The sequence below is a fragment of the Williamsia sp. 1135 genome, from assembly GCF_002095395.1.
Lineage (GTDB): Bacteria > Actinomycetota > Actinomycetes > Mycobacteriales > Mycobacteriaceae > Williamsia.
The window spans coordinates 1-20,522 of the sequence record NZ_MJEI01000069.1 but is presented as its reverse complement, the minus strand read 5'-3'; the positions used below and the strand labels follow the sequence as shown (position 1 = coordinate 20,522).

Below are 20,522 nucleotides of genomic sequence, written 5' to 3'. Positions count from 1 at the left end.
GAATTCTTCTCGGCGCCGTTTTTCGTTGTCGGCCGGCTCTACTCCGCCCCGAGCTCGTACCCGTTGCCGGCGCCGGTGACCCGTGCGATGGCCCGCATCTTGTTCACGGCGTCGAGGGCGGCGACCTTGTATCCCTCCGCAAGCGTCGGGTAGTTGAACACCGCGTCGACCAGGTAATCGATGGTCCCGCCACATCCCATCACCGTCTGACCGATGTGTACGAGTTCGGCAGCGTTGGAACCGAATACATGCACACCCAGGATGCTTCGATCTTGAGCATCGACCAACAACTTGAGCATCCCGTAGGCGTCGCCCATGATGGCGCCCCTGGCCAACTCGCGATATCGGGCGACCCCGACCTCGAACGGCACGTTCGCTGCGGTCAGCTCGTCCTCGGTCTTGCCGACGAAGCTGATCTCCGGGATCGAGTAGATACCGATCGGATGCTTCGACGAGTCCGTCTCACCGACCGGTTCACCGAATGCGTCGTACGCGGCCCGGCGCCCTTGCTCCATCGCCGTCGACGCGAGTGCCGGGAATCCGATGACGTCACCGACGGCGTAGATGTGCGGAACTGCGGTACGGAAACAGTCGTTCACCTCGAGTCGGCCGCGGTTGTCGCCTTCCAGACCGGCGGCAGCGACCCCGAGTTCCTCGGTGACCCCCTGGCGGCCTGCCGAATACAGCACAGTGTCTGCCGGGATCTTCTTCCCTGACTCGAGGATCGTCACCGTGCCCGACGTGTGCTTCTCGACCATCTTGACCGACTCCCCGAAACGGAAGGTCACCCCGCGGTCGCGCAGCTGATATTGCAGGGCCTCGACGATCTCGCGATCTACGAAGTCGAGCATGCTGACGCGACGCTCGACGACCGTCACCTTGGTCCCGAGCGCGGCGAACATCGAGGCGTACTCGATGCCGATGACCCCCGCGCCCACCACCACCATCGACTGCGGCACCCGATTCATCCCGAGGATCTGGTCGGAGTCGACGATGGTCGCACCGTCGAACTCGACACTCGCCGGCCGCGCGGGCTTGGTCCCGACTGCGATCACCGCATGGTCGAACGTGATGTTCTTGTGGTCGCCCCCTGTCGATTCGACCTCGATCTCGTGCGGGCCGAGGAACCTCGCATTGCCAATGAGCAGGGCAACCCGATTGCGCGACAACTGGTTCTGGATGACGTCGATCTCTTTGCCGACGACGTGCGAGGTTCGTGCCGAGAGATCACCGACGGTGATGTCGGTCTTGAGCCGATACGACTGACCGTAGAGTTCACGCTGGTTGAGACCCGTCAGGTAGAGCACCGCCTCGCGCATGGTCTTCGACGGAATGGTGCCGGTGTTGATGCACACCCCACCGACCATGTCTCGACGCTCGATCACGGCGGCTTTCTTACCGAGCTTGGCGGCCGCGATTGCCGCCTTCTGTCCGGCAGGACCCGAGCCGATGACAACTAGATCGTAGTGATCCACGATTATTTCTCCCAGGGGTTGATCCATCTGCGAATCAGTGTCGCCCACCTGGGCCCGCCGCACATTTCAGACGGGTGAATTGTTACCGGCGCCGACAAGAACCGGGGGCTCGACAGAGATCAGGCGGCATGCAGGTCCGCCGCGTGCACGACCCTGAACGTCGCCTGGACCTGCAACCACTGGACCAGTGTCTGGCAACCGGTCAGGTCACTGCCGACCATCGGCTCCGCGGCATACGCCGTGTGTCGGCCCCCTCGACGGTTGACCACCTTCAGACCGCCGAGCATCAGACGAGCTGGAAGGTAGCCCGCGATCTCCAACGCCACCACACGCAGGCGCTGTACGTCTTTGCGCCATTGTCGCGGGCGAATCGACGTGCGCGCCGCGTTCTGGAAGCTGTTGCTGGTGACCACCTGCCAGAGGCTACGCAACCAACCGCGCAGGTCACGGACCGACAACCCGGCGGTCAGATCCGCGACATCGCGGAGGAACGAATCGTCGCTGGCGTTGCAGATGACATCGTCGGGGTCGGCAATCCACAGTGCGGGCAGATCTCGCGGCAGCGGTGCACCCGGTCCCGCCAGCCCGAAACCGTCGCATCCGGCGACCGCGCCGGGAGGCTGATGAGGGTCGGCCACAAAACCAGCAGCCACAACATTTCCGAGAAGGTGGCCATCGCGCGCCAGCAGTTCCCTGATCACGACGCAACCCTGCGAGTAGCCGATCAACATGATCGGGCCCTCGGTCTCGGCGATCGCGGTCGAAAGGTGGTCGACACCCGTCCGGACGCTGTCGAGGTAACTCACACCCCCTGCGGTGGGGACGGGGCCGTAGCTGGCCGGGTATCCGACCCAGCGGCTCGCGAATCGGTCATCGAGCCGATCGGTGACGGCGGCCAGCAGACCGGACACCTCCGACCGGGAATCACCCGGATACGACTCGCCTGTTCCCCCGACCGTCAACACTGTCAGCATGGCCATCCATTCATTCTGACGGCGCAACCTGAGGTCGGCCTGAGGTCAGGCTGAGGTGTGGTGGATCAATTCGGCTGGCAGGTCGGGCACCAATAGACCTTGCGCGCCACCATCTCGCCCATCAACACCTCGGTGCCACAGACGCGACAGGGCTCGCTGGCACGGCGGTACACATACGTACGCGGCCGGCCGGGGCCGTAAGCCGGCGCGCCGTGATCGTCCGCCGGCCGCACGACATGCATCTTGCCCCGTCGTACCCCCACCGCCATGAGTGTCACGAGGTCCGCCCAGAGGCCGTCCCACTCACCGCGGTCGATCGATGTACCCGGACGATGCGGATTGATGTTGGCACGGAACAGGACCTCGGCCCGGTAGACGTTCCCGACGCCGGCCAACACCTTCTGATCCATCACCAGCGCGCCGATCGCTTTGCGCGACTTGCTGATCGCAGACCAGGCAACCTCGGGCTCAGCGTCTTTGCGCAGGGGGTCCGGTCCCAGCCTGGCGGTCAGGGCGATCAGATCCTCCGGCGTGTAGAGCTCACAGGCCGTCGGGCCTCGCAGGTCGGTGCCGTAGGCGTCCGACTCGATGCGCATCCGCACCTGACCCACGGGCGCGGGCAAGGGGGCCGGCCCGTCGGAAAAAGACCCGTACAGACCGAGGTGCACATGCACCATGTCGCCGCCGCGATAGCGATGGATCAGGTGTTTTCCCCACGCCTCGGCGCCTGCGAACACCTGACCGTCGAGGCGCTCGGTCGCGGACGCGAATCGACCCTGTGGGCTCGTCACCGACACCTGCCGGCCGGCGAGGCGACGGTGGTGCAGACGCGCAAGCCGGTGGAGCGTATGTCCTTCGGGCACAGCGTCGCGGGAATGTCAGTCGCCGGGCAGCGCCGGCGGCGTCCCCGTGCGCTCGTACTCGGACAGGATGTCGATGCGACGCTGGTGGCGCGCTTCTTCCGACCATGCGGTCGACACGAATGCATCGACGATAGCCAGCGCTTCGTCCTTGCTGTGCATCCGTCCGCCGATGCCGATGAGCTGGGCGTTGTTGTGCTGACGCGCGAGCTGCGCGGTCTCCACACTCCAGGCGAGGGCGCAACGGGCGCCCGGGACCTTGTTCGCGGCGATCTGCTCGCCGTTACCGCTGCCGCCGAGCACGATGCCGAGACTGCCCTCGTCGGCGACGGTCCGCCGCGCAGCCTCGACGCAGAACGCCGGGTAGTCGTCCAGGGCGTCGTATTCGTGCGCCCCGCAATCGATCACCTCATGTCCTGCAGAGGTCAGATGTTCTGCGATCTGCCCCTTCAACTCGAAGCCGGCATGGTCTCCACCCAGATACACGCGCATGCCGCCCAGTCTGTCAGAGGTGGCGGGTGCAGAGAAAGCCACCCATCACCGCGGATCGCGCGGCACTAGATTGGTGCTCGTGAATCCACAGCAGCCACCGGCGTTCGGACAACCGGTCATCAACTGGCTCGCACCCGCGCCGTATGCCGGCCAGCCGCGGCGCCACCCGTGGGAGATCCCGATGCTTGTCCTGGTGATCCTGGTCGGCGTCGGCGGGTACCTGCTAGGGGTGGTGATGGTGTCACTGGGTTATCTCGACACGTGGTTCATCCTGATCCTCATCGCGCCGTTGCTGATCTACCTCATCCGTGGTCTGACCTACGCGATGCCGCGGGTCAACGGCGTGAAGATGAGCCCCACCCAATTTCCCGAGGGCCATCAGATGGTGGTCGAGGCCGCCAGGCGGTTCGGCCTCGAACATGTTCCCGACGCGTACGTGGTCCTCGGCAACGGCACCATCAACGCCTACGCAGCGGGCCACGGTTTTCGCCGGTTCGTCGTGGTGTACTCCGACCTCTTCGAGATCGGTGGCCAGGCCCGCAGTCCTGAAGCCCTCCGGTTCATCATCGGGCACGAAGTCGGCCACATCGCCGCCGGGCACGTCTCTTACTGGCGCCAACTCGGCTCGATCGTCGGCATGAACATCCCGGTCCTCGGCCAGGCCCTGTCCCGTTCGATGGAGTACACGGCAGACAATCACGGTTACTACCACCAGCCGTCGGGGTCGCCCGGCGCCATCGGCGTCCTCGCCGCAGGCAAGTACATGCTGACCTCGGTGAGCTTCGACGAGTTCGCCGATCGCGCGACCCACGAAAGAGGTTTTTTCACCTGGGTGACCAACCTGCAGGCGAGCCATCCGGTGCTCACCTGGCGGGCTGCCGCGCTCCGCGACCGAACCGGAGCAGGCCGGATGTTCTTCCGTCCCAAACACATCGTGCGCGGCATCGGCAGCGGGCATGTCCAGAAGCTCGCGCCCACCGGGCCGCCCCCACAGTTCGGCGGGCAACCGATCACCGGCTACCCACCGCCGCCGAACCACCCGCCGCCGGCCGTGCCCCAATCGCCACCCGGCCCACCGGTCGATCTCCACAAGCCCGAGACCGACCGGAGCGGCGACGAGGAGTCTGAATAGTGCTCAGTCGAACTGAGGGTCCTCGTTACGGCTGCGCTTGAGTTCGAAGAAGTGCGGGTAGCTCGCCAACGCGACCGACCCGTCCCAGACGCGGCCTGCGTCCTCGCCACGCGGGATACGCGAGAGCACTGGACCGAAGAACGCCACATCGTTGATATGGATCGTCGGGGTCCCCACGTCGTCGCCGACCTTGTCCATCCCGGCGTGATGACTCTTGCGGATCGCGTCGTCGAAAGTGGTCTCGTCGGCCGCCTCCGCCCATTCCGCGGGGAGACCGAGCTCTGCCAGGGCGGCGGGGATGACCTCGTCGAAGTCCTTCACGCCCTTGTTGTGAATGAGTGTGCCGAACGCCGTATAGAGCGGCGACAGGATCTCGTCACCGCGCTCGGACTGCGCCTTGGCGATCACCCGAACCGGACGCCACGCCTGCTTGAGACCCTCCCGGTATTCCTCCGGGACGTCCTTGCCCTCGTTCAACACCGCCAGGCTCATGATGTGGAAGTTGGTCTCGATGGTCCGGACCTTTTCCACCTCGAGGATCCAGCGTGAGGTGATCCAGCACCACGGGCAGAGCGGATCGAACCAGAAATCAACACGATCAATCGAGTCAGTCATGCGCAGCACACTCCTTGCTCAGGGTCGACGTCAGCGTCAACCGATGTGACCATCCACCAAGACCAACAACCGGCGGCCTTCAGCATTCCCTGTCCGGTGCACGCGCGCCACCACTGCGCCAGGCCATACGGTAGTTGTGTACTGGTCAGCAAGACATCCCACGAACATCCGCAATTTCACGAACATCCGCAATCCAACATCTCTGCGAAGGCGAGGCAACCCACGTGGCGGCACCAAATTTGACCCGTGATCTCGCGGGCCAGCGGTCGGCGAACATCTCGGTCTCGAACTATGCGATCGATCTCGACCTCACCGACGGCGCAGGCAAACCCGGCGAGAAGACGTTCCGGTCGGCGGTGACCATCACCTTCAGCGCAACCGCGGGTTCGTCGTCGTTCGTCGATCTGATCGCCGAGACGGTCCACACAGCGAAGCTGAACGGGACCGCGCTGGACATCGCCGGGTATTCCGAGGAGGACGGGCTGGCACTGGCGGACCTGGCCGGCGAGAACACTCTCGAGATCGTTGTCGATTGTGTGTACTCGCACACCGGCGAGGGCCTGCATCGCTTCGTCGACCCGACAGATGACGCGGTCTACCTCTATTCACAATTCGAGACTGCCGACGCCAAGAGGATGTTCGCGTGTTTCGACCAGCCGGACATGAAGGCGACATTTGATGTCACCGTCACCGCGCCCACCGATTGGAAGGTGATTTCCAACGGCGCCGGTACCGAAACATCGCCGGGCACACACACGTTCGCGACGACTCCCCTGCTGAGCACCTACCTGGTCGCTCTCATCGCCGGCCCGTACACGCAGTGGACAGACGCCTACACCGATGAACACGGCACGATCGACCTCGGCATCTTCTGCCGATCGTCACTGGCGGAGTTCATGGACGAAGAACGACTGTTCACCGAGACCAAGCAGGGATTCGAGTTCTACCACAAGAACTTCGGCATCCCTTACGCGTTCGGCAAATACGATCAGCTGTTCGTTCCGGAGTTCAATGCCGGAGCGATGGAGAACGCCGGCGCGGTCACCTTCCTCGAGGACTACGTCTTCCGGTCCAAGGTGACGAAGTACCTCTATGAGCGGCGCGCCGAGACCGTCCTGCACGAGATGGCCCACATGTGGTTCGGCGACCTGGTCACGATGCAGTGGTGGGATGACCTGTGGCTCAACGAGTCCTTTGCCACCTTCGCCTCCGTGCTCTGCCAATCGGAGGCCACTGAATACAAGAACGCCTGGACCACCTTCGCGAATGTGGAGAAGTCCTGGGCTTACCGCCAGGACCAGCTGCCCTCCACGCACCCGGTGGCCGCGGACATCCCCGACATCGCGGCGGTCGAGGTGAACTTCGACGGGATCACCTACGCCAAAGGCGCATCCGTGCTCAAGCAGCTCGTCGCGTATGTGGGCCTCGACCACTTCCTGGCAGGTCTGCGGGACTACTTCCAGGCACACAAATTCGGGAACGCCACATTCAGCGATCTGCTCGGAGCCCTCGAGAAGTCGTCGGGTCGGGATCTGTCCGACTGGGGCTCGCAATGGCTCAAGACCACCGGGATCAACGTCATCCGACCGGACTTCGATCTCGACGACGCGGGAGTGATCACCCGGTTCAACATCCTCCAGGACGGCGCGGCCCCCGGTGCCGGCGAAACCCGGACCCACCGCCTCGCCGTCGGCGTCTACGACGATGTCGACGGAAAGCTGGTGCGTACCAAACGAGTCGAACTCGATGTCGCCGGAGATCGCACCTCGGTCGACGAGCTGGTCGGAGTCCATCGCGGACAACTCATCCTGCTCAACGACGACGATCTGACCTACTGCTCGGTGCGCTTGGACCCCGACTCACTGGCGACGGTGACCAGCCGGATCGGCGACATCAGCGAATCGATGCCGCGGACGCTGGCGTGGTCGGCCGCGTGGGAGATGACGCGGCAGGCCGAGATGCGCGCCCGTGACTTCGCGGCCCTGGTCGCTCACGGCATCGGATCAGAATCGGAGATCGGTGTGGTGCAGCGGGTGCTCTTGCAGGCCCAGACCGCAATCGACGCCTACGCCGACCCGGAGTGGGCCACCGCGAACGGCTGGCCCGAGTTCAGCACCCGTCTCCTCGAACTCGCCCGCGCGGCCGAGGCCGGCTCGGATCATCAGTTGGCGTTCGTGAACTCGCTGCTGTCCGGGGTACTGGCACCGGAGCAGACCGACGTGGTCGCGGCGCTGCTCGACGGTGACCCCGCCGACCAGGGTCTGCCGGGACTGACCGTGGACACCGATCTGCGGTGGTCGATAGTCAACGCCTTGGCGACCGCAGGGGCCATCGACACCGATCCGTCGAGCACTCCGGTGATCGACGCGGAACTGGAACGGGACAACACCTCGGCGGGCAGCCGTCAGGCCGCCAGGGCCAGGGCCGCCCGGCCGTTGGCCGAGGCAAAGGCAGATGCCTGGTCACGCGCCGTGGAAGACGATTCCCTGTCCAACACCTTGGGCCGGTCGATCATCGCCGGATTCTCGCGTCCGGGGCAGGGCGAACTCCTCGCGCCGTACACCGCAAAGTACTTCGAGGCGGTGCCGCAGGTCTGGGCGCGCCGTTCGAGCGAGGTGGCGCAGACGGTCGTGGTCGGCCTCTACCCGAATTGGGCCGCCGACGAGCGCGGACTCGCACTCGCTGACGAACTCCTGGCCGGCGACCATCCCTCCGCACTGCGGCGGCTGATCTCCGAAGGCCGCGACACCGTGGCCCGCGCGTTGCGGGCACGCGAGTTCGACAAGAGCTGAGCCGATAGCAAAAGGCGGGGTGACCGAAAGGTCACCCCGCCTTTTGCTGAGTTCAGAGAATCAGCGAATCGTCGCCGCTGCCGCGATGACGCGGATTGCGGAGATGATGCCGTCGACGAGATCGCCGGAACGGATCCCGGCAATCGCGGCAGTCACACCGAGTTGCGCCACCCGATCGTTGAGGCGGGCAGCCACCTCTTTGCCGGAGACGACCACAACGTCTTTCGTGTTGGGTGCAATCGCGATCAGGACCGCGTGTTCGGGCTCAGGCGCACTCGGCAGGATCGCCGAGGCGCCCGCGAAGGCGTCTTCGCCGAGATCGCCGATGAAGACCGAGAACCGGATGCCGGTCTCGTCGGTCGCGTCGGCGAGTGCTTCGTCCAGTGCGACCAACTCGTCGGTGTGGAACGGCGGGGTCGTCGGGACGTCACCCGGGAAACGTGCGGCCGAGACGCGACCGCTCGGAGTCAGCACCGCACCCATCGGGAGCGAATCGGGATCGACGTTGGACTTGACCAGGTCACCACTTGCCACTTGCCGAGCCTCCGATCAGATCGTCGTGGCCGTGCCCGTGGTATCCGGGAGCCACCGGGTTCGCCTCCGTGGCGCTGAGCAGCAGCGGACCGTGCTCCCACTTCTGGTCGATCTTGTAGTACTGCACCTTGGGGTACTTGACCCCACTGGTGATGACCAGTGCCCCGATCACCATGACCACCGAGATGATGGTGATGATGATGACCGGCATGCCGATCGCCACTATCAGGTCTTCCATCGCATCCGCCCTTCAGACTGCTCAGTTGGTCGAGCTCCGCTTCGCTTCGTCTCCGCTCGACCTCTTGCCTCAAAACTTAGCCGACGACCCCGGCGTATGCGCCGTCAGGTCGCCCGTGTCCCCGGCCGGGCCTCGTCGCCGCTCAGACCTACGCTGCCCCGACATCCAGGTAGCGCATCCACGCCGGATCGAAGTCCTTCACGGTCGCCAACAACCGCCAGTGCCTGCCCTTGGGCGCGGTCAGCGGCACCTTGAGCGTCCACCCGAGCTCGCTGAGCAGCTTGTCGGCCTTCTTGTGATTGCACGAAGCGCAGCAGGCGACGCAGTTGTCCCAGGTGTGGGTGCCGCCGCGACTGCGTGGGACCACGTGGTCGATGGTGTCCGCCTTGCCGCCGCAATAGCCACATCTGGTCCGGTCGCGCTGCATGAGCGCAGCCCTCGTCATCGGGATGACCGCGCGATACGGAACCCGGACGTAGTTGCGCAGCCGGATCACCGACGGGATGGCGAGTGCGAGGTCTGCCGAATGAATGAGTGGGCCGGCGCCGTCCTCGTGGATGACGTCGGCCCGCTCGCGAAGGACCAGGACTATCGCCCGACGTATCGAAATGGCTGCGAGCGGTTCATAGGTCGCGTTGAGGAGCAGGACCCGATGCTTACCCCACCGGGAGTTGGCACCTGTCGGCGGACCCATGACCGCGTCGGTCGCACCGGAACGCGGGTCGAGGGTGGACACGCTGGCCTCGCCCCGTGTCCTGACGCGCGCGTCGGCACGGGCCGCGACGCCTTCCTGCACTGCGCGTGCCTTCTCGCGCTGCGTCTTCGTCCGCGACATCTGACCTCCCGGCCAACAACCGACCTCGGTGGGAACGATTCAGTTCAGCATGGAAATGCGATTAATGCACGACAATATGAAGCCTCGACCGAGGTCGTTTCGGTGAACACTGCGTGTCGGCCTCGGTCGCCCGGCAGACCGGCGCCCGGGTGCCCGATCGGAGATGATGGAACAATGCAGTGGTGAGTACTTCTCCGCAGACGTTCTACGAGGCAGTGGGCGGCGAACAGACTTTTCACGACCTGACCGCTCGGTTCTACGAGGAGGTCGCCCGGGACGAGATCCTGCGGCCGCTCTATCCCGAGGAAGATCTCGGTCCTGCCGAACGCAGGATGCGCATGTTCCTCGAGCAGTACTGGGGTGGTCCGCGAACGTACTCCGACGAGCGAGGGCACCCGCGGTTGCGGATGCGACACAACCCCTTCCGTATCGGTCAGCTGGAAAAGGCGGCGTGGCTGCGGTGCATGCACATCGCGATCGCGTCCATCGACTCCCAGAGACTGGACGACGAGCACCGACAGGCCCTCACCGACTACATGGAGATGGCTGCCGAGTCCATGGTGAACACACCCATGTGAGACGTGCGACGCACGTGGCGGTGTGATCGCGACCTCCACTGATACGTGAGGCAAGATGAGTGGTGTGAGTGACACGCAGAACAACGATCTTTCCGCAGCCGAAACCGATGCGGCACAGCGCGTTCAGCCTGCAATGACGGCCGAATACCCGCTGTGGTGGCAAAACGCGATCTTTTACCAGATCTACCCACGATCGTTCTCAGATCACAATGGAGATGGGGTGGGCGACATCCCGGGTGTGATCGACAAACTCGGATACCTCGAGCTGCTCGGTATCGACGCCCTGTGGCTCAGTCCCGTGATGAAGTCCCCGATGGCCGACCACGGCTATGACGTATCCGATCCTCGCGACATCGACCCACTGTTCGGCGGCCTCGATTCGCTCGACACCCTCATCACCGAGGCGCACAGTCGCGGCATCAAGGTCACCATGGATCTGGTCCCCAACCACACCAGCGATCAGCACGCGTGGTTTCTGGAGGCTCTCGGGGCCGCCCCGGGGAGCCCGGCCCGTGAACGCTATATCTTCCGGGACGGCAAGGGCCCCGACGGCGATCAGCCACCGAACAACTGGCCCAGCGTGTTCGGTGGGCCGGCATGGACCCGGGTCACCGCGCCCGACGGAACTCCCGGCCAGTGGTACCTGCACATCTTCGCTCCCGAGCAACCCGATCTGAACTGGGACAACCCGGAGGTCTTTGCCGACCTCGAGAAGACCCTCCGATTCTGGCTCGACCGCGGAGTCGACGGCTTCCGCATCGACGTCGCCCACGGGATGGCCAAGCCCGAGGGCCTGCCGGACATGGACCACGAGGCGGTCGGCCTGCTCAGCAACGATGATGACGATCCCCGCTTCAACAATGCCGGCGTCCACGACATCCACCGGCGAATCCGCGCAGTGCTCGACGACTACCCCGACGCGATGACCGTCGGCGAGATCTGGGTGAAGGACAACGTCCGATTCGCCGAGTACGTGCGACCAGACGAACTCCACCTGGGCTTCAACTTCCGGCTGGCGAAGGTGCAGTTCGACTCGGAGGAGATCCGGGAAGCCATCGAGCATTCGCTCGAAGCGGTCGCCTCGGTGTCGGGCACACCGACCTGGACACTGTCGAACCACGATGTCGAGCGTGAGGTCACCCGCTACGCGGAGCATGACTCGCCCTCGGCCGGCACCGACCGGGCACGGGCGATGATCCTCGTCGAACTGGCGCTGCCGGGCGCCGCGTTCGTCTACAACGGCGCCGAACTGGGTCTGCCGAACGCCGACCTGCCCGATGACGTGCTCCAGGATCCGGTGTGGGAGCGCTCAGGTCACACCGAACGCGGCCGCGACGGCTGCCGCGTGCCACTGCCCTGGGAAGGTGCCTCGCCGCCGTTCGCGTTCTCCACCAATCCCGACACCTGGTTGCCGATTCCGGCGGAATGGTCCGGGCTGACCGTCGAAGCCCAACTCGAGGACATCGATTCCACCCTGTCGCTCTACCGGCAGGCCATCGAGCTGCGGAAGAACCGTCCAGAGTTCGCGGGTGAGGGCATCGAGTGGTACGGCGCGCCCGAGGGCTGCCTGGCGTTCCGCCGATCGATGGGCAAGCTGGTCTGCGCGCTCAACGCCGGGCCGACCCCCATCGGCCTGCCGCCGGGGGATGTGCTGTTGAGCAGCACACCACTGGTCGAGGGCAAGCTCGCGCCGAACTCCGCGGCCTGGCTGATCTGAGAACCGATTTTGGTGGCTTCTGGCGGGCATTTTCCCAGGTCGGCATCGCCAGAACCCACCACTTTCGGTCTTCAGTTGACCGACAGCGACAGCGACATGGTCCGGCGCTGATATACCGAGCCGAACCTCGCGTCGAGGCGGGCCCAGACAGCCGTATGCCGCACGCGCACGACCTCGTCGGCATCGATCAGTTCGAGGGGTGAGTCCTCGGTGACGTCGCGATTGTCGGACTGGCGCACGAAACCCATCGCTGTCAGCGCGAAGATCGAGCGCATCGATATCCCCACGACCTGGTCAGAAGTCTCAGCGGAGACGTCGAGCACCTGTTGATTCAGCAATGAGGTCGGTGGGCCGTGTCCGCTGCCCTGGGTGCGGGCCACTTCGGCCCCGCTGCGAGAGAGCTCCACCAGGACGCGGGCGGGCACATCGTCGAGATGCGAGAACCCGTCCACTGGCGGCAGGGCGCCGTGCCAGGCGCTGTCGAGGGCGAAACCGGTGTCGATCGTGGCCCTGCCTGGATCCGATGCCGCGGCCTGCAGCGCCGACCGCAGTTCCGCCGCGCCGCAGACCACGTCGTCGCCGGAGATCGACCCCACCACGACCCGGCTCGCCAGCACGTCGAATCCGGTGTTGACCCACACTCCGAGTAGTCCGTCCGGTCGGACCCGGATCCGGAGCACGGCCATGTCGTCACCCCGTAGCGCCCGCGCGGCAAACGTCGAGAGGTCGACGCGGTCGTGCGCGGTCAGCGTGAGCTCTGCCATCAGCGGATCGTACTTCGCAGTTGACGCGCCGCCACCGACAGCGTGGCCAGGTCCAGCTCGCCAGACTCCGCGATCTCCGACAGCGTCCCCCGGACACGGGACAGCCGCGAGGCGTTGCTGAGTTCCCAGTCGGCGATCTTCTCGTCGGCCGATTCCTCGGGTTCTCCCGAATCCAGGATCACCAGGCACAACGCGCGTAACGCGCCGTGCAGATCGTCGCGCAACGCCAGCCGCGCGAGGGAATGCCATCGATCCTTGCGATCGAGGTCCGAGACCGCATTGAGGAGCTGTTCCACGCCGAGGTGGTCCATCAGCGCGAAGTAGAGTTCACCCACCTCCTCCGGGTCACGGTCGGCGATCTCGGCTGCATCGATGATGTCGAGGAGACAGAAGCGGTGCAGACTCACCGCGACCGCCTGGGCGGTCTTCTCCGGCACGCCGGCGTCGACCAGGTCGCTCGCGCGTTCGCCCACTCCACCTTCGGAGATGCCGCGCAGCCAGTTCGGCAGCCGCGGTGACAGTTCGGCCACGAGTTCGCCGTACCGCGTCACCTCCGCCGCCATGGCCAACGGCTGGGGCCTTCCGGCGATCATCCACCGCGAGGCCCGGAAGAGCAGCCGGCGGGTGTAGACGACCATCGCGTTGGTCGTCGGGATGTCACACGGCGCGGTAGCGATGTCGTGCCATAGTGCGTGCAATCCGAAGATGTCGGTGACGGCCTGATATGACCGCACGACGTCGACGGGGTCCGACCCACTGCCCTCGCACAGGCGGAAGACGTGAGTGATACCTGCGTTGTCGACCAGATCGTTCACCACCGCGGTCGTGACGATCTCGCGGCGCAATGGATGCGTGGCGATCCCGTCGGTGAAGCGCTCCTGCAGCGGCTGCGGGAAGTAGTCGATCAGACGCGGCGAGAAGACATCGTTGTCGGGCAACTCGCCCGCCAGCATGTCCGCCTTCAACCCCAGCTTCACATGCGCCATCACCGTCGCGAGTTCCGGCGAGGTCAAACCGTTTCTGCCCGTGACGTTTCCGCGCTTGATCAGGTCGGCGGGCCGGGGCAGCGCCTCGAGCCGCAGATCCACCCCGCGGGCCGCGAGGTCCTTGAGCAGCCGCGTGTAGACACCGGCAGTGCCCGCCGCGCCGGCCCGGCTGGTTCCCAATTCGGCGTTCTGCGAGACGTTGTCGGCGAGGACGAGATCGCCCACCTCGGTGGTCATCGATTCGAGCAGCGGGTTTCGCTGCGCTGCCGCGAGATTGCCGGCCGACACCTGGGAGTCGAGGAGGATCTTGATGTTGACCTCATGATCGGAGCAGTCGACGCCTGCCGAGTTGTCCATGGCGTCGGTGTTGATGCGGCCACCGCTCAAATCGAACTCGATCCGGCCCAACTCGGTCACTCCAAGGTTGCCGCCCTCTCCGATCACCCTGGCGCGCAACTCGTTTCCGTCGACCCGGATGGCGTCGTTGGCCTTGTCACCGACGTCCTCGTGAGACTGGGTGCTGGCCTTGACGTAGGTGCCGATACCCCCGTTCCAGAGCAGATCGACCGGCGACAGCAAGATCGCCCGGATCAGATCCGGCGGTGAGAGGTGACTGATGTCCTCGGACAGCCCCAGCGCGGTGGCCACCTGCGGGCTCACGGGTATCGACTTCTGATCGCGCGGCCACACTCCGCCACCGGTGCTGATCAGATCCGTGTTGTAGTCGGCCCACGACGACCGCGGAAGGTCGTACAGTCGCTGCCGTTCGGTGAACGACGCCGCGGCGTCGGGGTCAGGGTCGATGAAAATGTGGCGGTGGTCGAAGGCCGCCACGAGCCGGATGTGCTCGGAGAGCAACATGCCGTTGCCGAAGACGTCGCCACTCATGTCCCCGACGCCGACGACGGTGAAGTCCTCGGTCTGGGTGTCGGTGCCCATCTCGCGGAAGTGGCGTTTGACCGCCTCCCACGCGCCGCGCGCGGTGATGCCCATGGCCTTGTGGTCGTAGCCCGCCGAACCACCTGACGCGAACGCATCGCCGAGCCAGAAGTTGTATTGGCCCGCAACATCGTTGGCGATGTCGGAGAAGGTGGCGGTGCCCTTGTCCGCCGCCACGACGAGATACGGATCGTCGTCGTCGCGGCGAACCACCTCGGCAGGGCCGACCGTCTCACCTGATCTCTGATCGATGTTGTCTGTCAGGTCCAGCAATCCGGCGATGAACCGGCGATAACATTCGATGCCTTCAGCGCGGAACGCATCGCGGTCTGTTGCGGGATCCCCGGTGGGGATCGGTGGCCGCCTCACCACGAATCCGCCTTTGGAACCGACCGGCACGATGACGGCGTTCTTCACGGCCTGGGCCTTGACCAGACCGAGGATCTCGGTTCTGAAGTCCTCTTGCCGATCCGACCAGCGCAATCCGCCGCGGGCGACGGAGCCGAAGCGCAGATGGACGCCTTCTACGCGAGGTGAGTACACATAGATCTCGAACAGTGGTCGCGGCTGTGGGGTCTGTGGGATGTCACGCGGCCGGAACTTGAAACTGAGCACCTTGTGCGGAAGCCCCTGATTATCCGTGCCGTAGTAGTTCGTGCGCACGGTCGCCGAGAGCGCCGCGACATAGGCGTTGACGATCCTGTCGACGTCCATGCTGATGATCGCGCCGATCGCGGCCGTCAGTTCGTCGAGGACCTCGGCGCGCCGGCCGGCATCGGCCGACCGCGGATCGAAGGACGCCCGGAACAGTTCGACCAGGGACTTGGTCACCGAGACGTTGGTTCCCAGCACGGCGGCAACGTGGGTCACGCTGTAGGAGGAACCGCATTGGCGCAGGTATCTCGCGTAGGCCCTGAGCATCGCGGCCTCGCGCCAAGAGAGTCCGCAGCGGAAGATCAGCTCGTTGAAGTTGTCGACCTCGGCATGCCCCCGCCACATCTGCGCGAACGCGTCGGTGAAGCGATCCTCGACATCTGCGAGGCTGTCGGGATCCACGATCATTCCGCCCGCGAGCGTCAGCCCGAACTCGTACACATAACACTGCTCACCGTCCTGCCGGCGGATCTCGAACGGCCGCTCGTCGAGGACGTTCACGCCAAGGCTGTGCAGCACCGGCAGCACCTCGGTCAGCGTCGCCGGCCTGCCGCAGAGATAAAACGAGAAGCGCCAGTCGGCCCGCCCCGACGGACTGTCGTCATCGGCCGTCCCGCGGTGCAGCCTGACGTGAAAATCGCCGCCGGCCAGCGACTGGACGATCTCGATGTCCTCGAACGCCTCCTGTGGATCGCGCACGTCCTTGTAGCTGTCCGGCAAGGTGGACGTGAAGAACGAGACCTCGTCGACGACGTCTGGGCTCGGAGCGGTCGCCGCGACCTCCCTCAACCGTTCGTCCCAACCGCGGGCCGCCTCGATGAGCGTGTCCTGGATCTCGACCTGCCCCGCCGACCCGACCGCCAGGGATCCCAGCCGGTCACAGTCGGGCGTCTTCACCCGCATCATGACGTGCAGGAGCGCGAGTGCCGATTCACTGACCCGCGCGGTGTATTCCAGTGCGTCACCACCGAGCTCATCCAGCAAGAGGTTCTGGAGTGTCTCGCGAAGTCGCGTCGTGTAGCGATCTCTCGGCAGGTAGACCAGCGCCGAGACGATCTCACCGGCCGGGTCCGGGCGCAGGAATACGCGTAGTTGCCGGTTGGGGACGGCCTCGAGGACCTCGGTGAGCGTTCTGGCCATCTCATCGGCGTCCACCGAGAACAGCTCGGACCGCGGGAACGTCTGCAGCAACTCGAGCATGGCCATGCCGGTATACGAATCGGCCTGGACGTCGGCGGCCGCGAGGATCGCTGCCACCTTGGCGTCTAGAACCGGTATCTCGAGAATGTTCTCGTGGAGGGCAGTCGGCGTGAAGGTACCGACGAACACGTGCTCGCCGACGCGGTTGCCCGCGCCGTCGTAATCGGCGACCCCGATCAGACTCGGGAAGTTGGACCGCTGGATGCGGGTCGGCAGGTACAGCTGTCGCACCGACACCGCATCCGCACCACCGGTGGCCCGATGCGCAACAGCACCGCTGCGCCAGACCCCGAGTCCGGAATCCGGATCCGGGGTACCTGCGTCAGCAGGGCCGGAGCAACGCACGTATCCATACGGCGCGAAGTGGTGGTCGGCGAGCCACGACAACATGCGGCCGTAATCGCCTGCCACCGTTGGGTCCAGGCCGTCAGGCGCCGTCTCCGTGGTGTACGCACTGAAGTCACCGGCGAGATCGGTGATCACGGACAGGATCGCGGTGCGGTCGCGGTGGACGTCCGCGATGCGCCCCACCACGACATCCAGCTCGCGGGATATCTGGTCGACATCCACCGCGGAGACGTTCGGTGTCGCTTCGACATGGATCCACGATTCGGCCGAGAACTGTAGGGATCCGGACTCCTGCGGTGCGCCCACCTCGAGCAGAACTCCGTCGGCGCTACGCCGGACGTCCATGATCGGGTGATCGATGCGCACCACCGTCAGACCCGCGGCCTCCAGCACCGCAACCACGGACTCGACGAGCAGCGGCATGTCGTCCGCGACGAGAACCATCGACAGGATCCCGCGGTCGATGACCAGGTCGGTGGCCGCGCCACCGCCGGTCCGCACGTACGCGACGTCGAGATGGCGGACGAGCTGGGATCGTTGCGTGGTCTCCAAGTCGTCCCAGCCCACGCCGCTGCGGGCGCCGGGCCTGTGAAAGTATCCACTGATTGCTTGTGGCAGAAAGTCTTTCACAGGCGCCGACACATTCCCGAAAACAGAATCTGTCAGATCAGACTGTTTCGATCCGGTCATCGCCGTCACTCCCGCAGTTGATCGGTCGCCCACGGGATCTCCGTGGGGTCTGACTTCAAATGGTAGTGATGGCCACCGGCCCGGGTCGCCTAATCCCGGGTCAGCTTCCGGTGTGTCACCGAGTGCGGACGGGCCGCATCCGCACCGAGGCGGTCGATCTTATTCGCCTCGTACGCCTCGAAGTTGCCCTCGAACCAGAACCACTTGCCTTCTTCGACGTTGCCCTCCCACGCCAAGATGTGGGTGCAGGTTCGGTCGAGGAACCAGCGGTCGTGCGAAATGACCACGGCGCAGCCGGGGAACAGCTCGAGCGCATTCTCCAGCGAGCCGAGGGTCTCGACGTCGAGGTCGTTGGTGGGCTCGTCGAGCAGGATCAGGTTTCCGCCCTCTTTCAGGGTCAGGGCGAGGTTGAGGCGGTTCCGCTCACCACCGGAGAGCACCTCGGCCTTCTTCTGCTGATCCGGGCCCTTGAAGCCGAACGCGCTGACGTAGGCGCGCGAAGGCATCTCGTTCTGGCCGACCTCGATGAAGTCGAGCCCGTCGGAGACGACCTCCCAGACGTTCTTCTTGGGGTCGATGTTGGCGCGGTTCTGGTCGACGTAGCTGAGGCGGACCGTCTCGCCCACCTTCACCTCGCCCGAGTCCGGCTCTTCCAGACCCACGATGGTCTTGAAGAGCGTGGTCTTGCCGACACCGTTGGGGCCGATGACACCGACGATGCCGTTTCGGGGCAGGGTGAACGACAGGTCCTTGATGAGCACCCGGCCGTCGAATCCCTTGTCGAGGTTCTTGACGTTGACGACCACATCGCCGAGGCGCGGCGGCGTCGGGATCTGGATCTCCTCGAAGTCGAGCTTGCGCATCTTGTCGGCTTCGGCGGCCATCTCCTCGTACCGACCGAGGCGCGCCTTGTTCTTGGTCTGGCGTGCCTTCGATCCGGATCGAACCCACGCGAGTTCTTCCTTCAGGCGACGCTGCAGTTTTTGATCCTTCTTGCCTTGGACCTCGAGGCGCTCGGCCTTCTTCTCCAGGTAGGTGGAGTAGTTGCCCTCGTACGGGTGCAGCTTGCCGCGATCGACCTCACAGATCCACTGCGCGACGTGATCGAGAAAGTAACGGTCGTGAGTAACAGCCAGCACGGCGCCGGGGTACGACGCCAGGTACTGCTCGAGCCACAGCACGCTCTCGGCGTCCAAGTGGTTGGTGGGCTCATCGAGGAGCAGCAGGTCAGGCTTTTGCAGCAGCAGCTTGCACAGCGCGACGCGACGACGCTCACCACCGGAGAGGTGGGTGACTGGCTCGTCTGCGGGCGGGCATCGCAGAGCGTCCATCGCCTGCTCGAGCTGGGAGTCCAGGTCCCAGGCGTCACCGTGGTCCAAAGCCTCCTGCAGCTTGCCCATCTCTTCCATGAGCTCGTCCGAGTAGTCGGTGGCCATCAGTTCGGCGATCTCGTTGAACCGGTCGAGCTGCTCCTTGATCAGGCCCATGCCCTCTTCGACGTTCTGCCGGACAGTTTTCTCTTCGTTGAGCTTGGGCTCCTGCATGAGGATGCCGACGCTCGCACCCGGGTCGAGGAACGCCTCGCCATTGGACGGCTGGTCGATGCCGGCCATGATCTTCAGGATGGACGACTTACCGGCACCGTTGGGGCCCACCACCCCGATCTTGGCGCCGGGATAGAACGACATTGTGACATCGTCGAGAATCACCTTGTCGCCGTGTGCTTTTCGCACCTTTTTCATTGTGTAAATGAACTCTGCCACGTTATGGCCTCTCTACCTGATCGCAAGTGTCACCGCGGTTTGGCGGGCCGATCGACTGCGCCTGCAGCAATCGGCAACTCCTCCAGCGTAGTGGGTCATCGCTGCCCCGCCGGCCCGGGCGAGCCTACTCGTCAGGCGGCGGCCGCGCCGGTGCGCTCCGCAGGTTGCGCCACCACGTCAGATGGTTCGCTCACGGCGAGACCCGGGCCGCCGCGGGTGGTGGCCCCGACGTAGGTCACCTCGCAGCGACTGAGGTCCAACCCCACGGTCGTCGCAGTCATCTCGAGATCGGCGCGCCGCTCCCCGTTGTCGGCCACGTACTCGTTCGTCTTGATCTGCCCGTGGGCGATGACGGGCCTGCCCTTCGCCACCACCGACGCCACTCCGTCGATGAGCTTTCGCCAGCAACTGACGGTCAGATACAGGGTCGGGCCGTCGACCCATTCACCGTTGCGCTTGTCCAGCCGCCGTGAATTGCACGCCATCCGGAACGAGAAGACGCCCTCCCCTGCCGCCGTCTGGCGACGACGCGGTTGCGAGATGACGGTGCCGATCACGGTCGTATATGTCTCGTACATGTTCTCCCCCTGCTGATTGTCCCGGTTTGCACCGGTCGACGAACTGACTCGTCTGATCAGCATGACCGCTCGCGGAGAGGTCAGAGGGCCCAACAAGGTCTGCTGTGGAAAGTCCGCACGACTGTGGACAAGTCGCCGCCTACGACGTCAGGTGCGGGTCCCCGAAGAGTCGACATCGGTCTCCGCGACCTCGTCGACGGAATCGGCAGACCGGGGCTGACCGGGGGTTTGGACTTCATCAGGGGCGTTGGTCTGCTCAGCGGTCTGAGATCGGCCGGAGAGTTGGGCGAGCATCGCGTTGTAGCTTGCCAACTCCGCACCGTCGTCGCGTTCTTCGCGGCGATCGAATCGCTTCGCC

At 65.0% G+C, this 20,522-nt stretch carries 17 protein-coding genes; 4 read left to right on the top strand and 13 right to left on the bottom strand.

Going from position 1 to position 20,522, the window contains the following annotated elements; all coding sequences use genetic code 11:
- Positions 1 to 38: 38 nt before the first annotated feature.
- From sthA to BFL43_RS05280, 4 genes are all read right to left on the bottom strand, one after another.
- Positions 39 to 1,475 carry a Si-specific NAD(P)(+) transhydrogenase gene (gene sthA, locus BFL43_RS05295; RefSeq protein WP_084838728.1) on the bottom strand — a complete coding sequence of 479 codons (1,437 nt, stop codon included), beginning with the start codon at positions 1,473 to 1,475 and terminating at the stop codon, positions 39 to 41.
- Positions 1,476 to 1,594: 119 nt separating this feature from the next.
- Positions 1,595 to 2,455 (bottom strand): PE-PPE domain-containing protein, encoded by an 861-nt coding sequence (locus BFL43_RS05290; protein ID WP_084891468.1) that lies wholly within the window; start codon positions 2,453 to 2,455, stop codon positions 1,595 to 1,597.
- Between the two features lie 59 nt (positions 2,456 to 2,514).
- Complete coding sequence (locus BFL43_RS05285) at positions 2,515 to 3,312, bottom strand: DNA-formamidopyrimidine glycosylase family protein (protein ID WP_084891466.1); 798 nt, start codon at positions 3,310 to 3,312, stop codon at positions 2,515 to 2,517.
- A 15-nt stretch (positions 3,313 to 3,327) separates the two neighbouring features.
- A complete protein-coding gene (locus BFL43_RS05280) occupies positions 3,328 to 3,801 on the bottom strand; it encodes a ribose-5-phosphate isomerase (protein WP_084891464.1) in 474 nt (157 codons plus the stop codon).
- A 118-nt stretch (positions 3,802 to 3,919) separates the two neighbouring features.
- On the opposite strand from BFL43_RS05280, the gene BFL43_RS05275 reads away from it, so the two are divergent.
- Positions 3,920 to 4,933: a M48 family metallopeptidase gene (locus BFL43_RS05275; protein ID WP_240498080.1), complete on the top strand. Its 1,014-nt coding sequence runs from the start codon at positions 3,920 to 3,922 to the stop codon at positions 4,931 to 4,933.
- Positions 4,934 to 4,936: 3 nt separating this feature from the next.
- Here BFL43_RS05275 and BFL43_RS05270 read toward each other — a convergent pair whose 3' ends face one another.
- Entirely contained in the window at positions 4,937 to 5,548 is a 612-nt protein-coding gene (locus tag BFL43_RS05270) for a DsbA family protein (protein WP_084891460.1), read from the bottom strand.
- A 224-nt stretch (positions 5,549 to 5,772) separates the two neighbouring features.
- On the opposite strand from BFL43_RS05270, the gene pepN reads away from it, so the two are divergent.
- Complete coding sequence (gene pepN / locus BFL43_RS05265) at positions 5,773 to 8,340, top strand: aminopeptidase N (protein ID WP_084891458.1); 2,568 nt, start codon at positions 5,773 to 5,775, stop codon at positions 8,338 to 8,340.
- Positions 8,341 to 8,400: 60 nt separating this feature from the next.
- Here pepN and BFL43_RS05260 read toward each other — a convergent pair whose 3' ends face one another.
- From BFL43_RS05260 to BFL43_RS05250, 3 genes are all read right to left on the bottom strand, one after another.
- A complete protein-coding gene (locus BFL43_RS05260) occupies positions 8,401 to 8,874 on the bottom strand; it encodes a DUF5130 family protein (RefSeq protein WP_240498075.1) in 474 nt (157 codons plus the stop codon).
- Positions 8,861 to 9,112, bottom strand: a complete 252-nt coding sequence (locus BFL43_RS05255) for a hypothetical protein (RefSeq protein WP_084891457.1) — start codon at positions 9,110 to 9,112, stop codon at positions 8,861 to 8,863. Before BFL43_RS05255 ends, BFL43_RS05260 begins: the two co-directional genes overlap by 14 nt.
- A gap of 148 nt (positions 9,113 to 9,260) precedes the next feature.
- Positions 9,261 to 9,806 (bottom strand): HNH endonuclease, encoded by a 546-nt coding sequence (locus BFL43_RS05250; protein WP_143695112.1) that lies wholly within the window; start codon positions 9,804 to 9,806, stop codon positions 9,261 to 9,263.
- A gap of 323 nt (positions 9,807 to 10,129) precedes the next feature.
- Here BFL43_RS05250 and BFL43_RS05245 point away from each other — a divergent pair, with 323 nt between their 5' ends.
- Both BFL43_RS05245 and BFL43_RS05240 read left to right on the top strand, forming a co-directional pair.
- Positions 10,130 to 10,525 carry a globin gene (locus BFL43_RS05245; protein WP_084891514.1) on the top strand — a complete coding sequence of 132 codons (396 nt, stop codon included), beginning with the start codon at positions 10,130 to 10,132 and terminating at the stop codon, positions 10,523 to 10,525.
- A 133-nt stretch (positions 10,526 to 10,658) separates the two neighbouring features.
- A complete protein-coding gene (locus BFL43_RS05240; protein ID WP_240498079.1) occupies positions 10,659 to 12,242 on the top strand; it encodes a glycoside hydrolase family 13 protein in 1,584 nt (527 codons plus the stop codon).
- 71 nt (positions 12,243 to 12,313) lie between these two features.
- On the opposite strand, the gene BFL43_RS05235 is transcribed toward BFL43_RS05240, so the two are convergent.
- From BFL43_RS05235 to BFL43_RS28820, 5 genes are all read right to left on the bottom strand, one after another.
- Complete coding sequence (locus BFL43_RS05235) at positions 12,314 to 13,006, bottom strand: hypothetical protein (RefSeq protein ID WP_084891451.1); 693 nt, start codon at positions 13,004 to 13,006, stop codon at positions 12,314 to 12,316.
- A complete protein-coding gene (locus BFL43_RS05230; protein WP_240498074.1) occupies positions 13,006 to 17,763 on the bottom strand; it encodes an NAD-glutamate dehydrogenase in 4,758 nt (1,585 codons plus the stop codon). The genes BFL43_RS05235 and BFL43_RS05230 overlap by 1 nt, the downstream gene beginning before the upstream one ends.
- Positions 17,764 to 17,912: 149 nt before the next feature.
- A complete protein-coding gene (ettA, locus tag BFL43_RS05225; protein WP_084838657.1) occupies positions 17,913 to 19,586 on the bottom strand; it encodes an energy-dependent translational throttle protein EttA in 1,674 nt (557 codons plus the stop codon).
- A 131-nt stretch (positions 19,587 to 19,717) separates the two neighbouring features.
- Positions 19,718 to 20,164, bottom strand: coding sequence for a single-stranded DNA-binding protein (locus BFL43_RS05220; RefSeq protein ID WP_084891512.1), 447 nt, complete (start codon positions 20,162 to 20,164; stop codon positions 19,718 to 19,720).
- Between the two features lie 147 nt (positions 20,165 to 20,311).
- On the bottom strand, positions 20,312 to 20,522 hold a 211-nt coding region (locus tag BFL43_RS28820; RefSeq protein ID WP_168176533.1), incomplete at its 5' end, for a hypothetical protein.